The sequence below is a fragment of the Chryseobacterium sp. MYb7 genome, from assembly GCF_002979455.1.
GTDB lineage: Bacteria > Bacteroidota > Bacteroidia > Flavobacteriales > Weeksellaceae > Chryseobacterium.
Map to the genome: position 1 here is coordinate 119,653 of NZ_PCOU01000006.1, position 23,990 is coordinate 143,642.

Here is a 23,990-nt window from a genome sequence, read left to right on the forward strand (position 1 = left end):
TAAATCTTAAATAGAAATCAGAATACCAATATATCTGAAAATAAACCATTTCTGTTGTTAAAAATTCATAAAATACAAGAAAATCATTATATTTGCCGACTTAATTTAACGTAGTTATAACAAAATGCAAGGAAAAGGACTTATTACAATTGTCGCTATTGTACTAGGGTTGATTTGCTTAAACGAGCTATTACCAACATGGTACGCCAGCAAAATTGAAAAGCAGGCGACTGCTATTGCAGGAGACAATCCGGAGAAGTATCAAAAAGAAATCGCAAGACTTTCTAAGGATACTTTGAATTTAGGATTCACAAAACTTTATTACACTAAAGCCAAAGACAAGGAAATGAAACTTGGTCTTGACTTAAAAGGAGGGATCAACGTTCTTTTGGAAATTAACCAAAGAGATCTTGTGAATGATTTAACCAATTATTCTACCAATCCTGTTCTTATTGAGGCTTTAAACAAAACTGATGAAGCACAGAAGAATTCTACAAGACCTTACATCGACAACTTCTTTGACCAGTTCGATGTAGTTAACAAAGCCAAAGGAACAAACCTTAAGTTGGCAGATCCGGAGATTTTCGGAAATACAACACTTACTGAGGTGAAGTACAATACACCTGATGAGCAGGTAAAAAGCATTGTTAAAAGAAAAATTGATGCGTCTGTAGGAACAGCTTTCGAGGTGATCAGAACGAGAATTGACAAGCTTGGAGCCATCCAGCCAAACGTTCAGAGAGTACCTGGAACTGCTAGAATTTCTGTGGAAATGCCTGGTATGAAGGACATCGATAAAGTGAAGAAAATGCTTCAGACTTCCGCAAAACTTCAGTTCTGGGAAGTACAGCAGGTTCCTGAAATTGCGCCTTATTTCCAGACTTTGACAACTATGGTTGCTGCGAAAGGAGATTCTATGGGAGTGGCAAAGAATGTGAACTTCATGAACCTTTTACAGCTTGACAAATTAAGAACGAATGGTGTTGCCAACGTAAAATTATCTGATACTGCAGTTGTAAACAAAATCTTAAACAGCAAAGTAGGACAGTCTTTACGTCCGTCAAACATTAAATATACACAGTTCATGTGGGGGTACAAGCCTGAAGCTACAGATGCTGAAAGCTTAGTATTGTACGCTATTAGAGGTAACATCAACCAAAAAGCCCCGGTAGACGGTGCTGTGGAAACTGCAAATATCAGCTACGATGAACTAAGCAGAGTAGTGGTAGACATGCAGATGGACTCTAAGGGAGCTAAAGAATGGAAAACCTTAACGGAGAAAAACGTTGGAAAACCAGTTGCAGTAACTCTTGATAACAGAGTTTACACAGCTCCAAACGTTGTAAATGCTATCCCTAACGGTAGAACTCAAATCTCTGGTAACTTCTCTCAGGAAGAAGCTAAAGAATTGGTAGACGTGTTAGGTGCTGGTAAATTGCCTGCAGGTGCAAAAGTAGTTCAGGCTACTGTTGTAGGTCCATCTTTAGGACAGGAGGCTATTGATTCAGGATTAATGTCGTTCATTATTGCATTTGCTATTATCATTGTTTATATCATTTTCTACTATGGTGGAGCTGGTGTATATGCAGTAATTGCAATGGTGATCAACTTATTCTATATTTTTGGTATCATGGATTCGGGAGACTTTACGCTTACGCTTCCAGGTATCGCGGGTATCGTTCTTACCATGGCAGTAGCGGTGGATACGAACGTTATCATTTATGAAAGAACAAAAGAAGAATTATTCGCAGGGAAAAGTATTCTTGAAGCTTACAAAGATGGTTTCAAACATGCATTGAATGCGATTATTGACGGTCACACTACGACTTTCTTAACGGCAGTTGTATTGTTCTTCTTCGGAACAGGACCTATTAAAGGTTTTGCATTGACGTTGATGATCGGTATTTTAATGACATTATTTACCTCTGTATTGCTTTCCAGAGTAATGATCTTCTCAAGATTAAATAAAGGAAAAGGTCTTTCTGTTTGGACTCCTGCTACGAAGAACCTATTCAGAAATACTTGGATCGATTTTATTGGAAAGAGAAAATATGCATACATCGTTTCTGCTGTTCTTACAGTAGTGTGTATCATTTCAATCGCTACTCACGGTTTCAAATACGGTATTGACTTTACCGGTGGTAGAAACTATGTAGTAAGATTTGATAAAGATGTAAAAGCTGAAGATGTAGAAGATAAATTAGTGGCTTTATTCAAAACAGAAGATGGTAAAAACTCTTCTGTAGAAGCTAAAACTTTCGGAAACAACAAGCAGTTAAAAATTTCTACAGATTACCTTATTGAGGATGAATCTTTGAAAGCTGACCAGATTATTGAACAAAAATTATTCGAAGGTTTAAAATCAAACTTACCGGCAGGAACAACATTGAAAGATTTCAAATCTGCTGATAAAGACCACGCAGGAATCATTTCTTCTGAGAAAGTAGGACCTTCTGTTGCTGACGATATCCAGACTCACGGGATCTATGCGGTATTAGCTGCATTAGCAATGATCTTTGTCTATATCTTGATAAGATTTAGAAAATGGCAGTTCTCTCTTGGAGCGGTTGCTGCTCTATTCCACGATGCGGTAATTATCTTAGGAGCATATTCATTGCTTCACAAGTATATGCCGTTCAATATGGAGATCAACCAGGATTTCATTGCTGCAATCCTTACTGTATTAGGTTATTCAATTAACGATACGGTAATTATCTTCGACAGAATTAGAGAATACCTGAGAGAGAAAAAATCTTTAACATTAGCAGGCCTGTTTGATGACTCTATTTCAAGTACGTTGGGTAGAACATTCAATACCTCATTCACTACGATTTTGGTGATCCTTGCGATTTTCATCTTCGGTGGTGATAACTTGAGAGGATTCATGTTTGCGATGTTAATTGGTATTGGATTTGGTACTTATTCATCCATCTTTGTGGCGTCTGCAATTGCTTATGACTTCCTTAAAACAGGGAAAGAAGATGAAGTGCATGGGAAATCCACTTCTGCTAAAGAAGAACTTGCTTCAAAGTAATACAAACTACAATAAATTAATAAAGACCGTTTCGAAAGAAACGGTCTTTTTTTTTATCGCCTCATCAGCTTTTGCTTATTTTGATTAATTCATATGTTTTTGTATAACTCTGCTTTTGATTAAAGTTAATTTTAAAAATCATCGGACGGCAGAATTATGTTTAATAACTCCAATATATTTGGTTGATTTTTTATTTATAAAGCATTGGTAGTAAGTAATTTATGTATTTTATTTTTGTTTGTAAATAATAATTTATGTTGTAAATTATTTTATATTTACACCAAACAAAACAAAGATGAAAATCGAAAAATTATTCATTGCTGTAGCATTATGTGCATGTGGTTCTCTCTTTTCGCAGATCGGAATAGGAATACCAAACCCTGATATAAGTTCTGCGTTAGATGTCACCAACACTAATAAAGGAGTATTGATCCCCAGAATTTTAGATCTGTCAACAATTGCTGCTCCTGCTAACGGATTACTGGTATATGATCTCAAAAGGCAGGCTTTAACTCAGAATGTCGGAACACCAGCAAGTCCCAACTGGGTTCCAATCAGTGGTAATATTGTTAAGTTTTTCTATATGCCATCTATTAATATTGACACGTCTACTTTAGGTACAGGAAGAACAAAAGATTTATTCCAGCTTTATAAAGCCCAGTTTTCTACCCCAAAAGTTTCCAGTCCGGGATCACCGGCAGCAATTCCGTTCTTTGCCAATGCATCAGATCTATATTATTATGTAACTGATTTTGATAATACAGTTCTAAGTAATGTAAGTATTGATGCCAGCGGAATACTGAGTTACGATGTGATTGGTTCGGCCACTGCATGCTCTTTTGTTAATATTGTATTTGTAATCAAATAGTTTTAAATGAGATTCTGTCATTGTAATCATCCTTACCCAGGGATGAGTGTTCTCTTGTATACAATTAACTTTTAAAATTATTGATAATGAAAATAAATTCAATAGTACGATGTGTCTTTACGGTGATATGCTTTGCTGTATCAGACCAGTTGATATCTCAGGAGATGGTATCCTTACCCGGTGGTGGGTGTGGAAGATTATTGGACACCAATACTTCAAGTTCAGGTGATGGAGGTCTTCTTTGTGTCAGGCTGGGCAAAGAGGCTGTTAATCCTAATAATATGACGGATACGGATGTGAATTCCTATGCTTCTCTTAAGCCCGGAACAGGTGTTGGAGTGTTTTGTAGTATGTCTTTAGGAGTAGGAACTTCCGGAACCGATTTTCAGGCTGATAAACCTGTTTATATTGACTTCGCTTCGGATGGCTTTAATTTGTATGTCAGCTTTAATGCAGGAAATTTTGTCTTTTACAATAATGGGCAGGAAGTCTATCGTACAGGGATTAATGAACATCTTCTGGTGGACCTTGGAGATAATCAAGGACGAAGGATTATTAAAGTGACTCCTCCGGCAGCATGGGATGAAGTAAGACTGGTTTTTAATGATGTTTTAGGTGCTGGCCTTGTATTCAGTCAAATAAGGGTGTATAATATCCTTTCTGAATATTATCTTGTTCCAATGACCTATCTGTCCCAGCCATCAGATCAAATAGTAGCTGTCGGCGGATCTGCATCAATGACTGCTATGATCAATAATACTCCTACAGATGAAACTCCTGAAAATATTACCTACCAATGGCAGGTTCTTAACGGCAGTACATGGACTAATCTCGTTAATGATGCCAATTACAGCAATGTTACTTCATCTACTCTTATGATTAATAGTGTTCCTGCAGAATTCAATAATAATCAATATCGGGTTGTAGCAAATTCCAGCTTTTATACATGCACTTTTCAGGCAATATCCAATGTAGGAAATCTGTATGTGAACCTGATTAAAGGTATCATTACTAATAAAATGATTTATACAAAGCCGAAAAACAATTAGCAAAATAGTTTCTAATTAATAATAAGCCTGTTTCATATATTTTGAAGCAGGTTTTGTATTTTATTTCTATCATACCTTAAGAGATTATTATTTTGATGAATTTATATTTTAAAAGTTGGATTTTGGATCTGTCTACATGTTATTTGTATATTTTTTGGATTGAATGAATAGATTTATATTTAATTTCTTGTTATGTTATATATTTTTTATGGGTAATTATTTATTATCATATTTAATAATAAATATTCTTGTATATTTTTATTAATTATGCTTTTTTTGAAATCATTATAAAGTAGAGTTATGTATAATAAGTCTACTTTTGGAGAGTGATTTATTTGTGTGTAATTATTGAATAATAAAGGATTTTTGCGAGTTATTGAAAATAATTTTGTTTTGTTTAAAAAATATTAATAAATAAGAGTTTTATGTAGTAAATTATTTTATATTTACATAAAACAAAACAAAAATGAAAGCCGAAAAATTATTCATTGCTGTGGCATTAGGTGCTTACAGTTTCCTTTACTCTCAGGTAGGGATCGGAACTCCTAATCCCGATAAAAGTTCCGCGTTAGATGTTACGAACACCAATAAGGGTGTACTCATCCCAAGAATTTTAGATTTGTCAACAATTCCAACCCCGGCTAATGGTTTGCTGGTTTATGATCTTAAAAGACAGGCATTAGCCCAAAACATTGGAACATCTGCCAGTCCGAACTGGGTGCCAATCAGTGGAAACATTGTTAAATTTTTCTATATGCCTTCCATTAGTATTGATACTTCTACTACAGGTACCGCAAGAACAAAAGATTTGTTTCAGCTTTATAAGGCTCAGTTTTCTACCCCGAAGGTCTCGAGTACAGGAGCTCCGGGTGCAATCCCGTTCTTTGCCAATGCAACAGATCTGTATTATTATGTAACTGATTTTGATAATACAGTTTTAAGCAATGTAAGTATTGATGCCAATGGAATACTGCGCTATGATGTGATTGGAACAGCTACTGCATGTTCTTTCGTGAATATTGTATTTGTAATCAAATAATTTTAAGTGACATACCGTCATTATGTTCATTCTTACCCGGAATGAATATCCTTCCGTGATAACTAACTTTAAAAAATTATTGATGATGAAAACAAATTCAATAGTAAGCTATTTGCTTATAGCATTGTGTCTTTTTATGTCAAATAAAATAACAGCTCAGGAAATGGTAGCTCTGCCCAACGGCGGATGCGGAAGACTGCTGGATACCAATACTTCAAGTTCAAGTGATGGTGGTTTTCTTTGTTTCAGATTAGGAAAAGAAGCAGCTAATCCTAATAATATGACGGATACGGATGTAAACTCATTTGCTTCTTTGAAACCGGGAACTGGTGCTGGACTTTTTTGCAGTATGTACATAGGAGTAGGAACCACCGGGGCAGATTTTCAGGCTAATAAACCCGTCTATATTGACTTTGCTTCAGATGGTTTTAATTTTAATCCCAGTTTTAACGGTGGAAATTTTGTTTTCTATAACAATGGTCAGGAAGTTTACCGTACAGGCATTAATGGTCATTTTTTCTTTGATTTTGGAGACAACCAGGAGCGCAGGATCATTAAAGTGATTCCTACTGCCGCCTGGGATGAAGTACAGCTTGCTTTTGGAGAAGCTATCGGTATTGGATTCTCATTCAGCCAGATGAGGGTATATAATATCCTTTCAGAATATTATCTTGCTCCAATGACTTATCTGTCTCAGCCTACTGATAAAACTGTGGCTGCCGGTGGATCTACAACAATGACAGCTGTGATTAACAACACCACTACAGATGAAACGCCGGATAATATTACGTACCAATGGCAGGTTCTTAACGGCAGCACATGGACCAATCTCACGAATGGTACCAATTATAGTAATGTTACTTCATCCACCCTCACCATTAGTAATGTTCCTGTAGGATTTAATAATAACCAATACAGAGTGGTGGCTAATTCCAGTTTCCATACCTGTTCATTCCAGGCCATTTCTACTGTGGGACGGCTTTTTGTTAATTCTGTAAATGTTCCCGGAACCATTGCAGCAGATCAGACGGTATGTATGGATATCAGTAATGATCCTGCAGTGTTTAGTCAGACTGCAACGGCTCAGGTAAGCGGTTCTGCGGAATATCAGTGGCAAAGTTCACCGGATAATATAACATTCACAAATATTACCAATGCTACATCTGCCACCTACGATGCTCCGCCAATTACACAGACCACCTATTACCGTAGAGGAGTGCGTTCTGTATTGAATGGCAATGCGACTGCTTATCAATACAGTAATGTGGTTAAAGTAACCTTAAAGCAAAGCTGTCTGATCAAGTGTATCATAACGAACAGGGTGCTCTATACGAAACTCAATAGCAATTAATACAACGGATTTCGAATTAATAATAAACCCTGTTTCAACAATGAGTATGAAGCAGGTTTTTTTTGTGCTGCTGGGAGTCTTAGTATATTATTTCATATTATACTTCTTTAATACACTACAATTTAGAATCATTATTTTCCAGATTTGATTAATTTTGCACCATCATGGAAAATTCAAAGAAAAAAGCAGCTATAGGCTTTATATTTATTACTTTACTGATAGACATTACAGGATGGGGAATCATCATTCCTGTGGTTCCTAAATTGATTGAGGAACTTATTCATGCAGATATCAGCGAAGCTGCAAAATATGGTGGATGGCTGGGATTTGCCTATGCATTTACACAATTTATTTTCTCTCCACTTGTTGGAAACCTGAGTGATAAATATGGACGAAGACCCATTATTCTAATATCTCTCTTTGGATTTGCTGTAGACTATATTTTCCTTGCATTAGCTCCCACAATCTGGTGGCTGTTTTTGGGAAGAGTTATTGCAGGAATTACCGGTGCAAGTGTCACCACCGCCAGTGCCTATATTGCAGATATTTCCACGGATGAAGACCGAGCTAAAAACTTTGGACTGATAGGTGCTGCCTTTGGTCTTGGATTTATTATAGGCCCGGTTCTGGGTGGAGTTCTTGGGCATTATGGTGCCAGAGTTCCTTTCTATGCAGCGGCAGGTTTATGTTTGCTTAATTTCTTGTATGGATATTTTATTCTTCCTGAAAGTTTAGATAAAGATAAAAGAAGAGAATTCGACTGGAAACGTGCCAATCCTATTGGTTCATTTAAATTTTTAGGTAAACACCCTGAAATCTCCGGACTGATAGCTTCATTGATATTAATTTATATTGCAGGCCATGCTGTGCAGAGTAACTGGAGCTTCTTTACGATGTATAAATTCAACTGGACGGAAAGAATGGTAGGAATCTCATTGGGAGTCGTTGGTTTATTAGTAGGCCTTGTACAAGGAGGTCTTATAAGATATACCACTCCGAGATTGGGAGAACAAAAAAGTATTTATTACGGATTGGCTTTCTATGCTGTAGGAATGCTGCTATTTGCTTTTGCTTCTGAAGGATGGATGATGTTCGTCTTTTTGGTGCCCTATTGTTTAGGAGGAATTTGTGGTCCGGCTTTGCAGTCTGTTATTACGAAAAGCGTTCCTTCCAACGAACAGGGGGAACTTCAGGGAGCATTGACAAGTTTAATGAGTGCGACATCCATTATCGGACCCCCGATGATGACGAACCTGTTCTACTATTTCACGCATGACGAAGCGCCTTTCAAATTTTCCGGAGCACCTTTCTTTTTAGCATTTATTTTAATGGCAATCAGTGTTGTGATTACGTATTCTGCTTTTCAGAAAAAAGGAAAAATTTAATTGATTTAACATTGAAAAAAAACCTCGGAAAACAATAGATTTGTTCTATTCCGAACATATATGCTGTTCCGGGTTCGATCTATTCGGTAATTTTACAGAAGTAGTTTTTACTCACTTTTGAAAATAAAAAACAAATTATGAATACATCAGACCTGGAAAAGTATTTCGAACGGATTCATTTCTCCGGAGTTCCGGAATTGAGCATGGAGACTTTGAAAAAAATACATCAGCTTCATCCAAAATATATTCCTTTTGAAAATATTGACCCTTATACAGGAACAGTTCCTTCTTTAAAGTTAGCTGATATTTTCAACAAATTAGTTACAGAATCCAGAGGTGGATATTGCTACGAACAAAATCTGCTTTTGAGTGAAGTTTTAAAAACATTAGGATTCAATGTAAAGCTTCAGCTGGGAAGAGTCGTATGGGGTAGACAGGAGGACAGCGTTGCTGCACAGACTCATCTCTTGCTTATTGTTGATTTTGAAGGGGAAAAATATGTGACAGACTGCGGTTTTGGAACAGCTACACTTACTACACCCATTATTTTAAATGAAAAAGATCAGCAGCAAACCCCCAACGGAATATTTAAAGTTTCCCACAAAGAAGAAACCTATACCCTCTGGATGTGGAAGGAGCAGTGGCTTCCGGTATACCGCTTTATACCTGAGCATGTAGAACCTATTGATCTTGATATTTCCAACTGGTATTTATCTACTCATCCTGATTCTCATTTTAAGAACAGGCTGATTCTTTCAAAAGTAGATGAGAATGCCCGCTATACCTATATGGATCATGTTATGAATATTCGTTCTGATAATGGAGCAAAAGAATCCATCTCTATAGAAAATGAAATACAATTGCATGAAATACTGGTTAATACTTTTGGGTTAAAAGAAAATGCAATAGAAGTCCTGAAATCGAAAGTTGAGGCTTGGTAGAAATTCAGAAATATAATCTTTGACAATAAAAAACGGGAAGCTCAGCGAGCTTCCCGTTTCTCTTAAAATCAGATTTTTATGAAAATAATTATGGATAAAGTGATTTTGTCCCATTACTTACAACATTGCTGCCCAATCCTGAGAATGATACAGAGAAATTACTGGAGTTAAAACTTAAAGAACCTGTAGGAGTACAAAGTCCTAATGCATAACGGCATTGCCCGTAAGCACCTGAACTCTTTGTAATCTTGCTCTCGCTTTTTGCTTTTCCTAAACTGATATACCCCCAGTCACTCACATCGGCGTTAGAAACCGTAGAACCGGAATAATAAATCGTTATCTGGTATCCGGTTTCACCTCTCTTAGAACCCCATAGCCAGTTGGCTGTCCACCATTGTTTATACCATGTAGAAACCACTTTTGCTGCCTGATTGTTAGAAGCCTCCGAATTTCCACGGGTATCCATCATAATAAGACCTCCGAAGATATTATCCCAGATAATTCCTGAATCGCTGTAAAAGCATAAAGTGGTAAATTTTCCGTTTTTGCTGTTCCAGGTTACTTCCATCACATTGGTTCCGGATTTCACTTCTTCAGTGATGGCTTCTTTTAATCCCTGCTGTGCTGTAGTCAGATCATCACCGCTATACAGATCACCAATCTTTCCAATTTTTACGGATGAAGGATCCATGATGTTTCCGGATGCCATGAATTGGTCTTTATCGGTAATCAGGCTTTTGGAAAGCTCAATGCTTTTTGGGGTTGTAATTTTCCCCAAAATAGCTACTTCTGCAATCTGTAAATCATTTTTCAGATACGTTTCAAGATTTTTTTGAGATTCATTCAGTTGAAGTTGAACAGCGTCAGGAATAGCCTGTGAGGGTAGAGGAGTAATTTCTTTTTTCAGATCATCTGCGGTTACCTTGGCCTGAACAGTTTCCTGTTGGTTTATTTCGTTGCCCTCGTTACGGCAGCTTTGAAGTGCCAATACCGATAATACAGCGAAAACTTTAAAAGTAGTCACTAATTTTTTCATATTAAATATTTATTGGATTGTGTGTTATAAATATACAGAATTATTGCGTAATTCTCATTGTTTTGAATTAAGTATTTGTTAATTAATAGGTAGGAGGTGGTAGGTAGCAGGGATTAAGAGGTGAGTTTGAGAGTGGGAGGGTTTTAGAGTTTAAAGTTTAAGGTTATGGTTAACCCGCAACTAATATAACTTGCAACTCGCAATCAAACAACCAGCAACAAAATAATCCCGAAGAACCAGAACTTTTATAAAATCTTAAAATTTGTTTAAATTTTTAGTTTACAGTCTGTAAATGCAATAATCTTTTGTAATTTTACGCCATGGAATTAAGCATTGGAGAAATGGCACTCATTGCCATTGCAATCGTTGTATTATTCGGTCCGGATAAACTGCCACAGATTGCGCGTGACTTAGGTGCAGGCGTAAGAAAAATGCGTGGGGCAGTAGAAGATATCAAAACTGAAATCATGAAGGAAACGGATAACCCTGTTTCTGAAATCAAACGTGAGATTGAAAAGGTAAAGGATGCTGCAAAAGATTTCAATCCAATGAATGATATCAAGAAAGATATTCTTACGGAGCCTTCTTCCGTTGCTTCTAATGAGCCTCCAAAACCGAAGCCGGCAGATGATGATACCTACGAAGGACCTGTAAGCAGATAATCATGGAGGAGATTATTCAGGAAGATAAGAAGGTATTTCTTTACCTTAATAATTTGGGCGATTCATCTTTCGACCAGTTCTGGATGCTGATTTCCAGTACCTGGATCTGGGTGCCTCTTTATATTATATTTCTTTATTTTTTATACAAAAGTTATAAACTAAGATCTTTAGTTTTTATCCTTATATTTTTGGCCATTGGTGCAACGGTTTCTGATCAGTTGGCCAGTGTTTTCAAATACGGTGTGGCAAGGCTCAGACCCTGTCATGATCCTACTTTGGAACACCATATGAGAATCGTGAAATGCGGTGGACAGTTTGGTTTTTATTCTGCCCATGCTTCCAATACCTTCTTTTTGGCTTCTTTTTTAAGTTTTTTATTGAAAAATAAACTTAAATGGTTTCCATATGTTATATTTGTATGGGCTATAGTGGTTTCCTACAGCCGTATATATTTAGGAGTGCATTTCCCGATAGATATTTTGGTGGGGGCGTTTGTTGGAACTTTATTGGGAGTGATATTTGGTGCACTCGCCAAAAAAGTGATCAATAAACAATCTATAACCTCATGAAAAAAATTGTATTACTAGCAACTTCCCTCAGTATTTCCCTTAATTTCTATGCCCAGGATAAAAAGCTGGCTGAAGAATGTTTTAACAAAGCTGATTATAAATGTGCCGAAGAGCAGTATTTAAAACTGGCAGAAAAAGAACAGATCCAAAAGTTTCAATCAGAGTATTACGATTATCTGGGTACGGCTCAGAGAAGACTTGGGAAGACCACTCAGGCTTTTAAATCCTATGAATCTGCCTTAAAAGCAAATCCATTGTCGGTTTCTGTTTACGCTAATCTTTCTTCACTGTACAGTCAGAAAGGAAATAAGGTGAAAGCGCTGGAATATATAGAAAAAGGGCTTCAGGTGAATGCTGAAACTCCGGATTTATATCTTACGCGTTCCAAAATTTACGACAGCCAGGGAAAAAAGGATCTTGCCATCAAAGACCTTAATCAGATTCTAACTTTTGCTCCTGATAACCTTTTTGCAAAGACCGGGCTGGCCAATCTGAAAAAGAATAATGGCGATCTGGAAGGTGCTTTAAAAGATTATAATCAACTTCTTTCTGAAAAACCGGAATCATTGCTTTACAACGGACGTGCAGATGTTTATTTTAAAATGAAAAAATATAAGGAAGCACTTACAGACGCTAATAAAGCGATTTCCATAGACCCGAAATTCGCCCAGTCGTATGTGAGTAAAGCTATGATTTTATTCGATACTTCCAAGCCTAAGGAAGCTTGTGAAAATTTAAATAAAGCTGTGGCTCTCGGCTATGAAAAAGCTGTGTTGACTGATTTTTATGCTAAATGTGTAAAGAAATAAATTGAAAAAATCCGATCCAGATCATTTAAATAAATCCATACTAAAAAAACGAATAAAGAGATAGAGAGATGTTGAATATTGTTCTTGTAGAACCCGAAATCCCTAACAATACAGGAAATATCGGAAGATTGTGTGTAGGAACCGAAAGCAGATTACACCTGATTCATCCGTTTGGATTTGTAATTAATGATAAAAACCTGAAACGTTCCGGATTGGATTATTGGGTGCATCTCGATGTTACTGAATATGCAAATGTTGAAGAATGGATTAGCAGCATTCCTGATCTGTCGCGTGTTTTTCTAATGAGTTCATATGCTGAAAAATCCTATCTGGAAACCGAATTTCAGGACGGAGACTGGCTGGTTTTCGGAAAGGAGAGTGTAGGGTTGAGTAAAGAGGTTTTGGACCGTTTTGAAAATCATTTAACGATTCCTATGTCGAAGCTCATCAGAAGCTTTAATATTGCTAATTCCGTTGCTTTTGTAATAGGGGAGGCAAAGAGACAGATCGGTTTGAAATAATCAATTCTGATAAACAAGAGGCTCGAAAGCCTATAGAAATATAACCCCTTTTGAACTCAGAAGGGGTTTGTTTTAATCGTTATGATAAGGTTTTCCCTGTAGAATCTGATCAGCGCGATAAAGCTGTTCCACAATAAACAGGCGGATCATCTGATGGGTAAAAGTCATTTTGGATAACGACATTTTTTCATTCGCTCTGCTGTAAATTTCTTCAGAAAAACCATAGGCTCCTCCAATCAGAATATGTACTTTTTTCACAGAAGAATTCATCCAGGTATCAATTTTCTGAGAAAATTCACGGCTGGTAAACTGTTTTCCTTTTTCATCAAGAATAACAACCAGATCGTTTTTATCAATATGGTTTAAGAATAACTTGGCTTCCTCTTTTTTAAGAAGATCAGAAGATAGATTTTTAGCATTTTTAACATCCGGTATTTCGGTAATTTCAAAATTCCAGTGCTTGGGTAAACGGTTGAGATAATAACTGATTAAAGACGTAATTTCCTTATCATCTGTTTTACCGATACAAAGTAAACTGATTCGCATTGTGTGAGAAGTTTCAGAGTGCAAAGATAGGGTTTCGTGGTGAATTTGTTGCTGGTTTTTTGGTTTCGAGTTGCTAGTATATTTTGTTGCGGGTTTTGGGGTGCTGGTTCTTTTTGTTGCGGGTCACCTTGAACCTTCGACTTTAAACCTTAAACTCTAAAGCCCTTCGACTCTCAAACTCTCAAACTCAAAACCACTAATCCCTAAAACCTGCCACCTACTACCTAACATCTGCTGTCTATCTTTTCCCTATTTAATTTAATTCCCCTACATTTGTATAAAGACAAACAGATCGATGAGTGTAAAGGTTCCTAAATTTATTTTGAAGATTCAAGAGTTTTTTGACAGCATCCATATTCCTGTTTTGGGAATATCGCTTTGGCAGCTGTTTCAGATCTATATTTCAGGAATTTTCAAAGGAAAAATAGGAAGAAAAGCGGCGGCTATTTCCTGGAGTTTTACCATCAGTTTGTTTCCTTTTATTCTATTCTTACTTTCTGTTTTGCCTTATATGCCACATTATGATAAGCTGCAGTTCTATATTTTTGACGTATTGATGCATAATGTTTTCCCTTCCAATATGGAGGGTGATGTAAGAGGGTATATAGAAAACAATATTATCCCGAATATGAGAGGGATCAGTAATCTGACGATTGTTCTGGCGCTAGTTTTTGCTACCAATGGCACGTTTTCCCTGATTAATGGTTTTAATGAAAATTCAGATGAAAAACTGAGTGATGTAAAGGAGTTTATTCTTTCATTCTTTATCACCATAGGCTTTATTACCATTGTTTTTCTAGCTCTTTTCGGGGTGTATTATGTAGAGGTTGTAATGAAGCTCTTTACACCGGCTTATGATATTACTTGGCTTGTAGATAACCTTTCCAGTATCATCGGATTCGTTTCATTTCCTCTTTTTTACTTTATACTTCTTACCTTATTTTACTGGCTGGGAACTGTGAAGATTACAAGATTCCGTCAGGCAGTTCCTGGTGCTATTTTAACGACTGTTCTGTTTGTGGTAACTACCTATATCTTTGCTATTTATGTAAAGGATATTGCAAGATATAACGTACTCTATGGATCCATCGGAAGTATGATTCTGCTGATGGTTTGGGTGAATGTGAATGTATATCTCCTTTTATTCGGAAACGAGCTGAATATGGCCATCAGAAAGCTCAGAATAGAAAAGCTGCTGTCTGATGAAATTCAGAAAGAAACGATGCATTATCACACTCTGATTACAGAACCTGATTTTGATGGCGATGAGGAGCATAGAAGAAAACTTGAAAACCGGGAGAAAGATTAATTCTCTTCCAGATCAGGATTTTCTTTTGAACTTGCACTCAATATAATAAATCCTGCAATGGCAGCCACAAAAGAAGCAATCAAAATAGCAAATTTTGCTTCATCCTGAATATGAAGTTCACCTTTAAAGGAAAGCAACGCAATAAACATGGACATGGTAAATCCGATTCCTGCCAACAAACCCACCCCAATCATTTGAAGCCAGTTACTGTTTTGAGGCAGAGAACTCAGCTTTAATTTAATAGCAATCAGTGAGAAAAGATTGATTCCAATCAGCTTTCCTAATATCAAACCGCAAATAATACCCAAGCCTAATGTACTGGTAAGACCAGCTACCATGTCACTGGAAAAAGTGATATTGGTATTGGTTAAAGCAAAGATAGGCATGATCAGAAAACTTACCGGAATATGAAGCTGATGCTCAAGTTTTTCCAGTGGTGAAATTTCTACATTCGAAGCGTTGGTAGGAATTGAGAAGGCCAATAAAACGCCAGCTATCGTAGCGTGAATTCCTGAATGATGAAGGAAATACCATAGAAATAATCCCGGAATGATGTAAAATATCGTTTTGGTTACTTTTAAAAAATTTAAAATAAACAGTAGGGCTGTCACTCCAAAAGACAATAAAAGATAGGTCCAATGAATCTGTTCGGTGTAGAAAATAGCAATCACAAGGATAGCTCCCAGGTCGTCTACAATTGCCAGAGCTGCTAAGAATATTTTAATGGAATTCGGGATTTTTTTACCCAACATCGAAATAATAGCCAGCGAGAAAGCAATATCTGTAGCCATTGGAATTCCCCATCCATTGCTGTATTCGGTTCCTGTGTTGAAGATGCTGTAGATAACAGCCGGAACAAGCATTCCGCCTACTGCTGCAAAAATGGGAAGGGAGGCATTTTTAAAAGATGAAAGTTCACCTTCCACGAGTTCACGTTTTATTTCAAGACCTACCAGAAGGAAAAATATAGCCATTAATCCGTCGTTGATCCATATACTGACAGGGTATTCCAATCCGAAAAGATGAGTGCCCACTTCCTTGTCTAAAAAATGCTGAAAATTCTCTGCAGAAGAAGAGTTGGCAATAAGTAATGAAATAAACACACAGAAAATAAGAATAATTCCTGAGGATTGGCTGTTATTGAAAAATTTTTTAAAATAAAGAGATAAATTCATGTTTATGATTGTAGTCGTCTCACTCTTGAAACACCATTAATACTTTTAAGTTTTTTAAAGGTCTCTTCCAACTGACCTTTATTTTTGACTTCGAGATTGATATTTCCTGTGAAAACACCATTGTTGGATTCAATAGACATACTCTTCATATCCATTCCCATACTTCCACTGATGACAGTCGTGATATCATTAATCATACCCATTCTGTCAAGTCCTTCAATTTCAATTTTTACTCTGTTTTTGAAGCTTTCTGCATTCACCCATTTGGCTGGGATGACACGGTAGTCATACTGTGCTCTCAGATTGATGGCATTCGGGCAGGTATCACTGTGAACTTTAATTCCGTCTGAGATGGTAATGAACCCGAAAATTTTGTCTCCAGGAATCACTGTACAGCATTTTGCATAGCTGTAATTCAGCTTTTCTTCATCTTTTCCGAAGACAATCATATCAAGGTTTTCTTCTTTATGTTCCTCGAAATGCTGGCTCTTATTAGGTGATTTTCTGAATCTTGAAAGTAAGTTATTGAAAACGTTTTTACTTTCAATATATTTTCTCAGGCTGCTTACATCCAGTTCGTTACTTTGGAATTTAAGAAAGAGTTCCTGTGAAGATTTTAAATTAAAGAACTTTTGAAGTTTATTAATTTCCTCATCATTGAAATTGATTTTTGCATGACGAAGCTTTCTCTGCAGAATTTCTTTTCCATCCTCTACCAATTGGTTTTTCTGAGAATTCAGATAACTTTTGATTTTGGATTTGGCTTTAGAAGTCACTACAAATTCCAGCCAGTCAGATTTTGGTTTCTGATTCTGTGAAGAAAGAATATCTACCTGATCTCCGTTTTGAAGGATATAGGAGATTGGAACCAGTTTTCCGTTGATTTTTGCTCCCAAACATTTCATTCCCAAATCAGAATGGACAGAGAATGCAAAATCCAGGGCAGTAGCATTGGTTGGGAGAATTTTAATTTCTCCTTTCGGAGTAAAGACAAATACCTCTTTGGAATATAAATTAAGTTTAATATTATCCAAAAGCTCTGAAGTGGAAAGGTTTTGCTGTTGTTCCAGTACTTCACGGATTTCTGTTACCCATCTTTCAAAGTTTCTGTCATCAGAACTCTGTTTATATCCTTCTTTGTATTTATAGTGAGCGGCAACTCCTTTTTCTGCAATTTCGTCCATTCTTTCCGAACGGATCTGTACTTCAATCCATTTTCTGTCTGGACCTAGAACTGTTAAGTGTAAACTTTCATATCCTGTAGAACGGGGCTGTGTAATCCAGTCACGCATTCTTGAAGGGTTACTGTGGTATACATCCGTAACGATAGAGTAGATTTTCCAGGCCAGGAACTTTTCATTTTTCGCATCTGATTTATAAATAATTCTGATGGCATAATTATCAAAAACTTCCTCAAAGGAAACTCCCTGTTTCAGCATCTTTCTGTAAATGGAGGAGATGGCTTTTGCACGGCCTTTGATTTTAAAGTTTAGACCTTCTTCGTTAAGCCTTTCTGATACTTCTTTGGTAAATTCATTAATATATCTTTCACGGTTTTCTTTGGCTAGTTCCAATTTTTCCGTGATTTCATTATATACTTCGGGGCTGTTGTATTTTAAGGAAAGATCTTCCAGCTCAGATTTGATATTGTACAATCCAAGACGGTGAGCCATCGGCGCATAGATATAAACTGTTTCTGAGGCAATTTTTTTTTGCTTATCCGGAGCCATGCTTTCAAGTGTCCTCATATTATGAAGACGGTCTGCAATTTTAATCAGAATAACCCTGAAATCCTCGGATAACGTCAACAACAGTTTTCTGTAATTTTCAGACTGTACAGAAATATTCTGATGATTCATGATGGATATTTTGGTCAATCCATTCACGATACTGGCAATCTTTTCGCCAAAGATTTTTTTCAGATCTTCGTAGGTATAATCGGAGTCTTCAATCACATCGTGCAAAAGCGCGCAGGCAATAGAAGTTGCACCCAGACCAATCTCTGTGGCTACAATTTTAGCAACAGCAATAGGGTGGTAGATGTAAGGTTCTCCGGATTTTCTCCTTTGATCCTTGTGGGCATCCAGAGCAATGTCGAATGCCTTTCGGATGAGCTTATTATTTTCCTCATCCAACGTTCTGTATGTGTTAGAAATCAGATCCTTATACCTCGCAAGGATCTCTTTATTCTCATGTTCTAAATCGTAACTCATTTGTGCGCATGCCTATAATAAGACGAAAATACGAAATTTTTTAGTTTTTTCAAAGATAAAAGATCCGCAGTATGCACTGCGGATCTCCGGCTATTAGATTTTATATCGATTAGAATTTCACCTCAGAATTCATACCGTCGCTTGACGTTTTAATCTTAATTTCGGGACTGCTGTGGATTTCAGCTCTGTTTCTTGCATCAATATACCTTTTGATGGTATCATAATTGGTTTCATTGATCTTCATATTTTCAAATAAATAAGATTTCAATGCTGCATTCTGAACAAATGCATTCCGTGCAAGGTCGATCTGATTAAGATCATTTACGGTAACACTTGCCAAATATTGGGAATTACCGGAACCATCATTAAGGTATACAATGTAATCTGAAGTTTCGAATCCTGAATTTTCCAGATCACTTTCCAGTTTTTTGTAGTCGCTGTGATGACCAAATACTCCAGCTAATATATGTGACATAGTTAATTGGTTTTAAAGTTATGACTAAAGTTAGTAATAATTTTCCGATTATCATTGCGCTTAAGTTAATAATATTTGTTAATTAATATTCTGTTTTCAATAGAAAATGATAATATGTAAGAATAATTATTGAACGTGTGTTTAATTTTAAAAATTGAACAATCTGAGGTTTTCAAAATTGATATTTCAATATGTTGCTGATTCTGGGAAAAGTAAAGAAGTTTAAGGATGTATAACTCTAATTTATCTTTGATGCTTCAAGGGTTTAATTCGAAATAAAATGGATGGCTTTAAAACAATAAAAAAAGCCCCAAAAATAACTTTCAGAGCTTCTATTGGTTAAAAAATTGATTAAATTTTAGATTCTTTCGTTTTTGATTTCCTCTACAATTTCAGGATTTAAAAGGGTGCTGATGTCTCCAAAATTACTGAAGTCACCTTCTGCAATCTTTCTCAGGATTCTACGCATAATCTTTCCAGAACGTGTTTTTGGAAGTCCGGAAACAAACTGTATCTTATCCAGTTTGGCAATCGGCCCGATCTGATCTGAAATCAGTTGGTTGATTTCTTTCTTCAGATTTTCCTTATCACGTCCTTCTCCGGTTTCTTTAAGTGTTACATAACCGTACAATGCATTTCCTTTGATATCATGAGGATAACCTACAATAGCAGACTCTGCAACGGCAGGATGCTGGTTGATGCTGTCTTCAATAGGTGCTGTTCCCAGATTATGTCCGGAAACAATGATCACATCATCTACACGACCGGTAATTCTGTAATAACCAACTTCATCTCTTAAAGCTCCGTCTCCAGTAAAATATTTTCCGGGGAAAGCTGTGAAATAAGTCTCCTTATATCTTTGGTGGTCACCCCAGATGGTTCTTGCAATTCCCGGCCATGGAAACCGGATGCAAAGATTTCCGGTCACCTGATTTCCAGTAATTTCATTTCGTTTATCATCCATCAGAACTGGTTGTACACCTGGAAGTGGAAGAGTAGCATAAGTAGGTTTGGTTGGAGTTACAAAAGGAAGCGGTGAAATCATAATTCCTCCTGTTTCTGTCTGCCACCATGTATCTACAATCGGGCATTTTTTCTTTCCAACATGATCATTGAACCAATGCCATGCTTCATCATTGATAGGTTCACCTACAGAACCAATAACTTTCAAAGAGCTAAGATCATGTTTATCTACCCATTCTGTACTTTCTTTTGCTAAAGAACGGATGGCGGTAGGAGCGGTATAAAACTGGGTGATCTTATGTTTTTCAATCACTTCCCAGAAACGGTCTGGTTCAGGATAAGTAGGAACTCCTTCAAAAATTACAGTGGTTGCTCCATTCAATAAGGGTCCGTAAAGAATGTAAGAATGTCCGGTGATCCATCCGATATCTGCCGTACACCAGTAAATATCATTTTCCTTATAATTAAAGACATTTTTGAAGGTGTAAGCGGTATACACCATATAGCCAGCGCAGGTATGAAGCATTCCTTTAGGCTTTCCTGTAGATCCGGAAGTATATAAAATGAAAAGAGGATCTTCAGAATCCATAATGACAGTAACGAAATCAGGGGTAGCTTTCTCATAAAGATCAGCCATCCAGTAATCTCTTCCTTCTTTCATTGTAATTTCGTTGTGGGTTCTCTTTACAACAAGAACTTTCTCAACAGTCGGCGTTTTTTCCAGTGCATCATCCACAATGGTTTTAAGATCCAGAACTTTATTTCCTCTATAACTTCCATCCGATGTGATCACCATTTTGGCTTCACAATCATTTACCCTCGAAGCTACCGCGGAAGCCGAAAATCCTGCAAAGATTACAGAATGCACTGCTCCCAGTTTTGCACAGGCAAGCATTGTAATAGCCAATTCAGGAATCATAGGAAGATAAATACAGACTCTGTCTCCTTTTTCAATACCCATATCACGTAAAACATTGGCTGTTTTATTAACTCGTGTATAGAGTTCATTGTAAGAAATATGCTGTGCTTCTTCCTTAGGATCATTGGGTTCCCAGATGATCGCTGTTTTTTCTCCTCTTATGGTAAGGTGCCTGTCTATACAGTTTTTGGTAATATTGAGTTTAGCATTTTTGAACCAGGTGATCTTCGCTTCATTCATATCGTACTTAACAACCTTGCTCCATCTTTGATACCACACGAAATTTTGATCTGCTACCTTATCCCAGAATTTTTTAGGATTTTTGATAGACTTTTTATAATCTTCAAAATATTGTGGTAAATCTTCTATTAAGTAATTTCTCATATCCCTTTCGTTTTTATTGATTTTATTTTGACAAATTTTTTATGTTTTGATTTTTAATCATTAAATTTTAAATGGAACTTGTTTAACATTTTTTGAACCATTAAGATTGCATTAAGGCGTTTAGAGTATTAAGATGAGCTTCGCTTTAAGCTTAAAAATCAGAATGATTTATCTTAACTTAACTATGCTTTATTGCTTACATCTTTCTTAATGGTTTAAGAAATATCCAATATTTTTGATAAGCTTAAACAACTCCATGATTTAATATTGTTGAGATCATAAAGTAAGCTATTTATTTTATTCATTTTTGCTGAACTTAATTTTTCCTAACATCTTTACTTCTCTTAATAGTTTAATTTTTATATTAAATTAAACATGTATTTAAATTTAAGTCTAATTTCCCGTTTAGCCTCTATATTCCTTGATTTTTTCCTGAATTTCATCAATGATTTTCTCATCATCAATCGTAGATGGAACTTGAAAATCTTTCCCGTCAAGTAGTGTTCTGATCAGCTTTCTTAAAATCTTGCCGGATCTTGTTTTAGGTAAGCGATCGACAGCCATTGCGTTTTTCAGAAAAGCTACTGCTCCGATTTTATTGCGGACCATCTGAATAATATCTTTTTCAATCTCTTCTTCAGAAATAGTTGAACCATTCTTTAAAACAACCGTGGCAAAAGGAATCTGTCCTTTTAAATCGTCATCAATACCTACCACAGCGCATTCTGCAACATCGGGATGTGAAGAAACAACTTCTTCCATTTCAGAAGTAGAAAGTCTGTGCCCTGCCACGTTGATTACATCATCTACTCTCCCTGTAATGAAAATATAGCCGTCTTCATCCTGAATAGCGCCGTCTCCGGAAAAATAATACCCTTTATATTGGGATAGATAGCTGTTTTCAAAGCGTTCATAGTCCTTCCAAATTCCAAGCATGGCACCCGGAGGGAGAGGAAGTTTGATCACGAGATAACCTTCATGATGAGGATCTAGTTCCAATCCGCTTTCATCGAAGATTTTAATATCATATCCCGGAATGGGTTTCCCTGCGGAAGCTCTTTTGATCTGATAGTTTTCATCATGAGTCAATAACCCCAACATTGGCCAGCCAGATTCTGTCTGCCACCAGTGGTCTATTGCCGGAACTCCGATATGTTCTGCAAACCAGTCTAGCGTAGCTACATCACATCTTTCACCAGCCAGAAACTGCTTTTTGAAATGTGATAAATCGTATTTTTTTACCAGTTCTCCATTAGGATCTTCTTTTTTAATGGCTCTGATCGCAGTAGGTGCTGTAAACATCACCGAAACTTTATATTCTGAAATAATTCTCCAGAAAGTTCCTGCATCAGGAGTCATGATGGGTTTTCCTTCAAAAATTATTGTTGTATTTCTATTGATTAAGGGTCCATACACAGAAAAACTGTGTCCTACAGCCCATCCAAAGTCTGAAGCCGCCCAATACGTTTTTCCTGGCTCTACACCATAAACATAAGTCATGGAGAATTGTAATGCAGTGGCATAACCTCCGGTGTCCCGAACAATACCTTTGGGTTTTCCGGTAGTTCCCGAAGTGTAAAGCAAATAAAGCGGATGAGTAGATTCCACAGAAATGCAGTCTGCCGGAGCAGATTTTTCTACTAATTCTTCATAATCAATCAATCCATTAAACATTTCATCCTGATTATCTACTAATTTTCTGTTGTATACAATGATATTATCTACTTTATCCTGCGCCAGTTCAATCGCTTTTTCTACCAAGGGCAGGTAAGGGATTCTTTTCGAAATTTCCACACCGGCTGTGGCTGTAATTAAAACTTTAGGTTTGCAGTCGTCAATTCTTACAACTAATTCATGGGGAGCAAAACCTCCAAAAACTACATTATGAATAACTCCGATTCTCGCACAGGCAAGCATAGCAAAAAGTGTCTGAGGAATCATTGGCATATAAATAACGGCTGTATCTCCCTTTTTTAATCCCAGAGAAACCAATCCTCCTGCCAGTTTTGCAATTTCCTCTTTTGCCTGATGGAAAGTGTAAGTTTTCTTCTGGTTGGTTACAGGAGAGTCGTAAACAATTGCCACCTGATCTCCGAAACCGTCTTCAATGTGTTTGTCAATGCACAAATAGCACATATTGAGCTTTCCGTCCGAAAACCATTGGGGGTAATCATTTTCGTCTTTAGAAAGAATCTGTTGCGGAAATTCAAACCATTTGATTTCTTCTGCTTGTTTTTTCCAGAAGTCTTCTTTGCTTTCTATGCTTTGTTTAAATAATGTATCTGTTTTCATGTCAATATCAAGGTCAATAGTTGTGTTTAGTGTCTGCATGTCATTGCGAGCCGAAGCAATCTCTTAATGGTTTAATCTTACCGTGTTAAAACATCTCCTCAATCTGCTGCATCAGTTTCTTAATCGAGTAGGGCTTTGTGACGTAGGCATCTGCTCCCATTTCCAATCCTTTTTCAATATCTCTGGGATTGTTTTTAGCACTCAGAAAGATGACTTTGGTGTTTTTCAGTTTTTCATCCTGTTTGATAAGGTCCAGGGTGCTGTACCCATCAAGATTAGGCATCATAATATCGAGAAGGATTACGTCAGGAACCATCGTTTTCAGGAATTCAAGAACTTCCGTTCCGTCACGGGCAATATAGACATCGTATCCGTTTTTCTTAAAACTGTATTCTAGCGACATTAATATTTTGTGTTCGTCATCCGCAATAATTATCTTTCTCATAAGAA

At 36.7% G+C, this 23,990-nt stretch carries 20 protein-coding genes; 12 read left to right on the forward strand and 8 right to left on the reverse strand.

Annotated features, from left to right (window positions below):
- Nucleotides 1–124: 124 nt before the first annotated feature.
- The 7 genes from secD (at nt 125) to CQ046_RS07220 (ending at nt 9,667) form a co-directional block, all read left to right on the forward strand.
- Nucleotides 125–3,034: a protein translocase subunit SecD gene (gene secD / locus CQ046_RS07190; protein ID WP_105701599.1), complete on the forward strand. Its 2,910-nt coding sequence runs from the start codon at nt 125–127 to the stop codon at nt 3,032–3,034.
- Nucleotides 3,035–3,329: 295 nt separating this feature from the next.
- Nucleotides 3,330–3,902: a hypothetical protein gene (locus tag CQ046_RS07195; RefSeq protein WP_105701600.1), complete on the forward strand. Its 573-nt coding sequence runs from the start codon at nt 3,330–3,332 to the stop codon at nt 3,900–3,902.
- A gap of 86 nt (nt 3,903–3,988) precedes the next feature.
- A complete protein-coding gene (locus CQ046_RS07200; protein WP_123906583.1) occupies nt 3,989–4,951 on the forward strand; it encodes a hypothetical protein in 963 nt (320 codons plus the stop codon).
- 466 nt (nt 4,952–5,417) lie between these two features.
- On the forward strand, nt 5,418–5,990 hold the full coding sequence (locus CQ046_RS07205) for a hypothetical protein (protein WP_105701602.1): 573 nt from the start codon (nt 5,418–5,420) through the stop codon (nt 5,988–5,990).
- Nucleotides 5,991–6,075: 85 nt separating this feature from the next.
- Nucleotides 6,076–7,341: a hypothetical protein gene (locus tag CQ046_RS07210; protein WP_123906584.1), complete on the forward strand. Its 1,266-nt coding sequence runs from the start codon at nt 6,076–6,078 to the stop codon at nt 7,339–7,341.
- Nucleotides 7,342–7,505: 164 nt separating this feature from the next.
- Entirely contained in the window at nt 7,506–8,726 is a 1,221-nt protein-coding gene (locus tag CQ046_RS07215; RefSeq protein WP_105701604.1) for a TCR/Tet family MFS transporter, read from the forward strand.
- 137 nt (nt 8,727–8,863) lie between these two features.
- A complete protein-coding gene (locus CQ046_RS07220; protein WP_105701605.1) occupies nt 8,864–9,667 on the forward strand; it encodes an arylamine N-acetyltransferase family protein in 804 nt (267 codons plus the stop codon).
- An 88-nt stretch (nt 9,668–9,755) separates the two neighbouring features.
- Here CQ046_RS07220 and CQ046_RS07225 read toward each other — a convergent pair whose 3' ends face one another.
- Entirely contained in the window at nt 9,756–10,703 is a 948-nt protein-coding gene (locus tag CQ046_RS07225; RefSeq protein ID WP_105701606.1) for a hypothetical protein, read from the reverse strand.
- A gap of 320 nt (nt 10,704–11,023) precedes the next feature.
- Here CQ046_RS07225 and CQ046_RS07230 point away from each other — a divergent pair, with 320 nt between their 5' ends.
- From CQ046_RS07230 to CQ046_RS07245, 4 genes are all read left to right on the forward strand, one after another.
- Entirely contained in the window at nt 11,024–11,365 is a 342-nt protein-coding gene (locus CQ046_RS07230; protein WP_105701607.1) for a twin-arginine translocase TatA/TatE family subunit, read from the forward strand.
- A gap of 2 nt (nt 11,366–11,367) precedes the next feature.
- Nucleotides 11,368–11,934, forward strand: coding sequence for a phosphatase PAP2 family protein (locus CQ046_RS07235; protein WP_105701608.1), 567 nt, complete (start codon nt 11,368–11,370; stop codon nt 11,932–11,934).
- Nucleotides 11,931–12,743 carry a tetratricopeptide repeat protein gene (locus CQ046_RS07240; protein ID WP_105701609.1) on the forward strand — a complete coding sequence of 271 codons (813 nt, stop codon included), beginning with the start codon at nt 11,931–11,933 and terminating at the stop codon, nt 12,741–12,743. The genes CQ046_RS07235 and CQ046_RS07240 overlap by 4 nt, the downstream gene beginning before the upstream one ends.
- Before the next feature lie 68 nt (nt 12,744–12,811).
- On the forward strand, nt 12,812–13,264 hold the full coding sequence (locus CQ046_RS07245; protein WP_105701610.1) for a tRNA (cytidine(34)-2'-O)-methyltransferase: 453 nt from the start codon (nt 12,812–12,814) through the stop codon (nt 13,262–13,264).
- A gap of 72 nt (nt 13,265–13,336) precedes the next feature.
- Here CQ046_RS07245 and CQ046_RS07250 read toward each other — a convergent pair whose 3' ends face one another.
- Nucleotides 13,337–13,810 carry a 23S rRNA (pseudouridine(1915)-N(3))-methyltransferase RlmH gene (locus CQ046_RS07250; RefSeq protein WP_105701611.1) on the reverse strand — a complete coding sequence of 158 codons (474 nt, stop codon included), beginning with the start codon at nt 13,808–13,810 and terminating at the stop codon, nt 13,337–13,339.
- 295 nt (nt 13,811–14,105) lie between these two features.
- On the opposite strand from CQ046_RS07250, the gene CQ046_RS07255 reads away from it, so the two are divergent.
- Nucleotides 14,106–15,119: a YihY/virulence factor BrkB family protein gene (locus CQ046_RS07255; protein ID WP_105701612.1), complete on the forward strand. Its 1,014-nt coding sequence runs from the start codon at nt 14,106–14,108 to the stop codon at nt 15,117–15,119.
- Here CQ046_RS07255 and nhaA read toward each other — a convergent pair.
- The 6 genes from nhaA to CQ046_RS07285 all read right to left on the reverse strand — a co-directional run bounded on the left by nhaA (nt 15,116) and on the right by CQ046_RS07285 (nt 23,985).
- Nucleotides 15,116–16,294, reverse strand: coding sequence for a Na+/H+ antiporter NhaA (gene nhaA / locus CQ046_RS07260; protein ID WP_105701613.1), 1,179 nt, complete (start codon nt 16,292–16,294; stop codon nt 15,116–15,118). The two genes, CQ046_RS07255 and nhaA, sit on opposite strands and share 4 nt — an antisense overlap.
- A gap of 2 nt (nt 16,295–16,296) precedes the next feature.
- The gene (locus CQ046_RS07265) at nt 16,297–18,507 is read right to left on the reverse strand and encodes a RelA/SpoT family protein (protein ID WP_105701614.1); all 2,211 of its coding nucleotides are present in this window, start codon (nt 18,505–18,507) and stop codon (nt 16,297–16,299) included.
- Between the two features lie 109 nt (nt 18,508–18,616).
- Nucleotides 18,617–18,982, reverse strand: coding sequence for a hypothetical protein (locus tag CQ046_RS07270; protein WP_105701615.1), 366 nt, complete (start codon nt 18,980–18,982; stop codon nt 18,617–18,619).
- Nucleotides 18,983–19,340: 358 nt separating this feature from the next.
- On the reverse strand, nt 19,341–21,269 hold the full coding sequence (gene acs, locus CQ046_RS07275) for an acetate--CoA ligase (protein ID WP_317047000.1): 1,929 nt from the start codon (nt 21,267–21,269) through the stop codon (nt 19,341–19,343).
- A 384-nt stretch (nt 21,270–21,653) separates the two neighbouring features.
- Nucleotides 21,654–23,540, reverse strand: coding sequence for an AMP-binding protein (locus tag CQ046_RS07280; RefSeq protein WP_105701670.1), 1,887 nt, complete (start codon nt 23,538–23,540; stop codon nt 21,654–21,656).
- 85 nt (nt 23,541–23,625) lie between these two features.
- On the reverse strand, nt 23,626–23,985 hold the full coding sequence (locus CQ046_RS07285; protein ID WP_105701617.1) for a response regulator transcription factor: 360 nt from the start codon (nt 23,983–23,985) through the stop codon (nt 23,626–23,628).
- Nucleotides 23,986–23,990: the final 5 nt, after the last annotated feature.

Coding starts and splice junctions, on each gene's coding strand:
- CQ046_RS07265 (WP_105701614.1), bottom strand. CDS start 18,507: ATGAGTTACGATTTAGAACATGAGAATAAAGAGATCCTTGCGAGGTAT.
- CQ046_RS07280 (WP_105701670.1), bottom strand. CDS start 23,540: ATGAAAACAGATACATTATTTAAACAAAGCATAGAAAGCAAAGAAGAC.
- CQ046_RS07235 (WP_105701608.1), top strand. CDS start 11,368: ATGGAGGAGATTATTCAGGAAGATAAGAAGGTATTTCTTTACCTTAAT.
- CQ046_RS07205 (WP_105701602.1), top strand. CDS start 5,418: ATGAAAGCCGAAAAATTATTCATTGCTGTGGCATTAGGTGCTTACAGT.
- nhaA (WP_105701613.1), bottom strand. CDS start 16,294: ATGAATTTATCTCTTTATTTTAAAAAATTTTTCAATAACAGCCAATCC.
- CQ046_RS07200 (WP_123906583.1), top strand. CDS start 3,989: ATGAAAATAAATTCAATAGTACGATGTGTCTTTACGGTGATATGCTTT.
- CQ046_RS07210 (WP_123906584.1), top strand. CDS start 6,076: ATGAAAACAAATTCAATAGTAAGCTATTTGCTTATAGCATTGTGTCTT.
- CQ046_RS07215 (WP_105701604.1), top strand. CDS start 7,506: ATGGAAAATTCAAAGAAAAAAGCAGCTATAGGCTTTATATTTATTACT.
- CQ046_RS07245 (WP_105701610.1), top strand. CDS start 12,812: ATGTTGAATATTGTTCTTGTAGAACCCGAAATCCCTAACAATACAGGA.
- CQ046_RS07250 (WP_105701611.1), bottom strand. CDS start 13,810: ATGCGAATCAGTTTACTTTGTATCGGTAAAACAGATGATAAGGAAATT.
- secD (WP_105701599.1), top strand. CDS start 125: ATGCAAGGAAAAGGACTTATTACAATTGTCGCTATTGTACTAGGGTTG.
- CQ046_RS07195 (WP_105701600.1), top strand. CDS start 3,330: ATGAAAATCGAAAAATTATTCATTGCTGTAGCATTATGTGCATGTGGT.
- CQ046_RS07230 (WP_105701607.1), top strand. CDS start 11,024: ATGGAATTAAGCATTGGAGAAATGGCACTCATTGCCATTGCAATCGTT.
- CQ046_RS07225 (WP_105701606.1), bottom strand. CDS start 10,703: ATGAAAAAATTAGTGACTACTTTTAAAGTTTTCGCTGTATTATCGGTA.
- CQ046_RS07255 (WP_105701612.1), top strand. CDS start 14,106: ATGAGTGTAAAGGTTCCTAAATTTATTTTGAAGATTCAAGAGTTTTTT.
- CQ046_RS07285 (WP_105701617.1), bottom strand. CDS start 23,985: ATGAGAAAGATAATTATTGCGGATGACGAACACAAAATATTAATGTCG.
- CQ046_RS07240 (WP_105701609.1), top strand. CDS start 11,931: ATGAAAAAAATTGTATTACTAGCAACTTCCCTCAGTATTTCCCTTAAT.
- CQ046_RS07220 (WP_105701605.1), top strand. CDS start 8,864: ATGAATACATCAGACCTGGAAAAGTATTTCGAACGGATTCATTTCTCC.
- CQ046_RS07270 (WP_105701615.1), bottom strand. CDS start 18,982: ATGTCACATATATTAGCTGGAGTATTTGGTCATCACAGCGACTACAAA.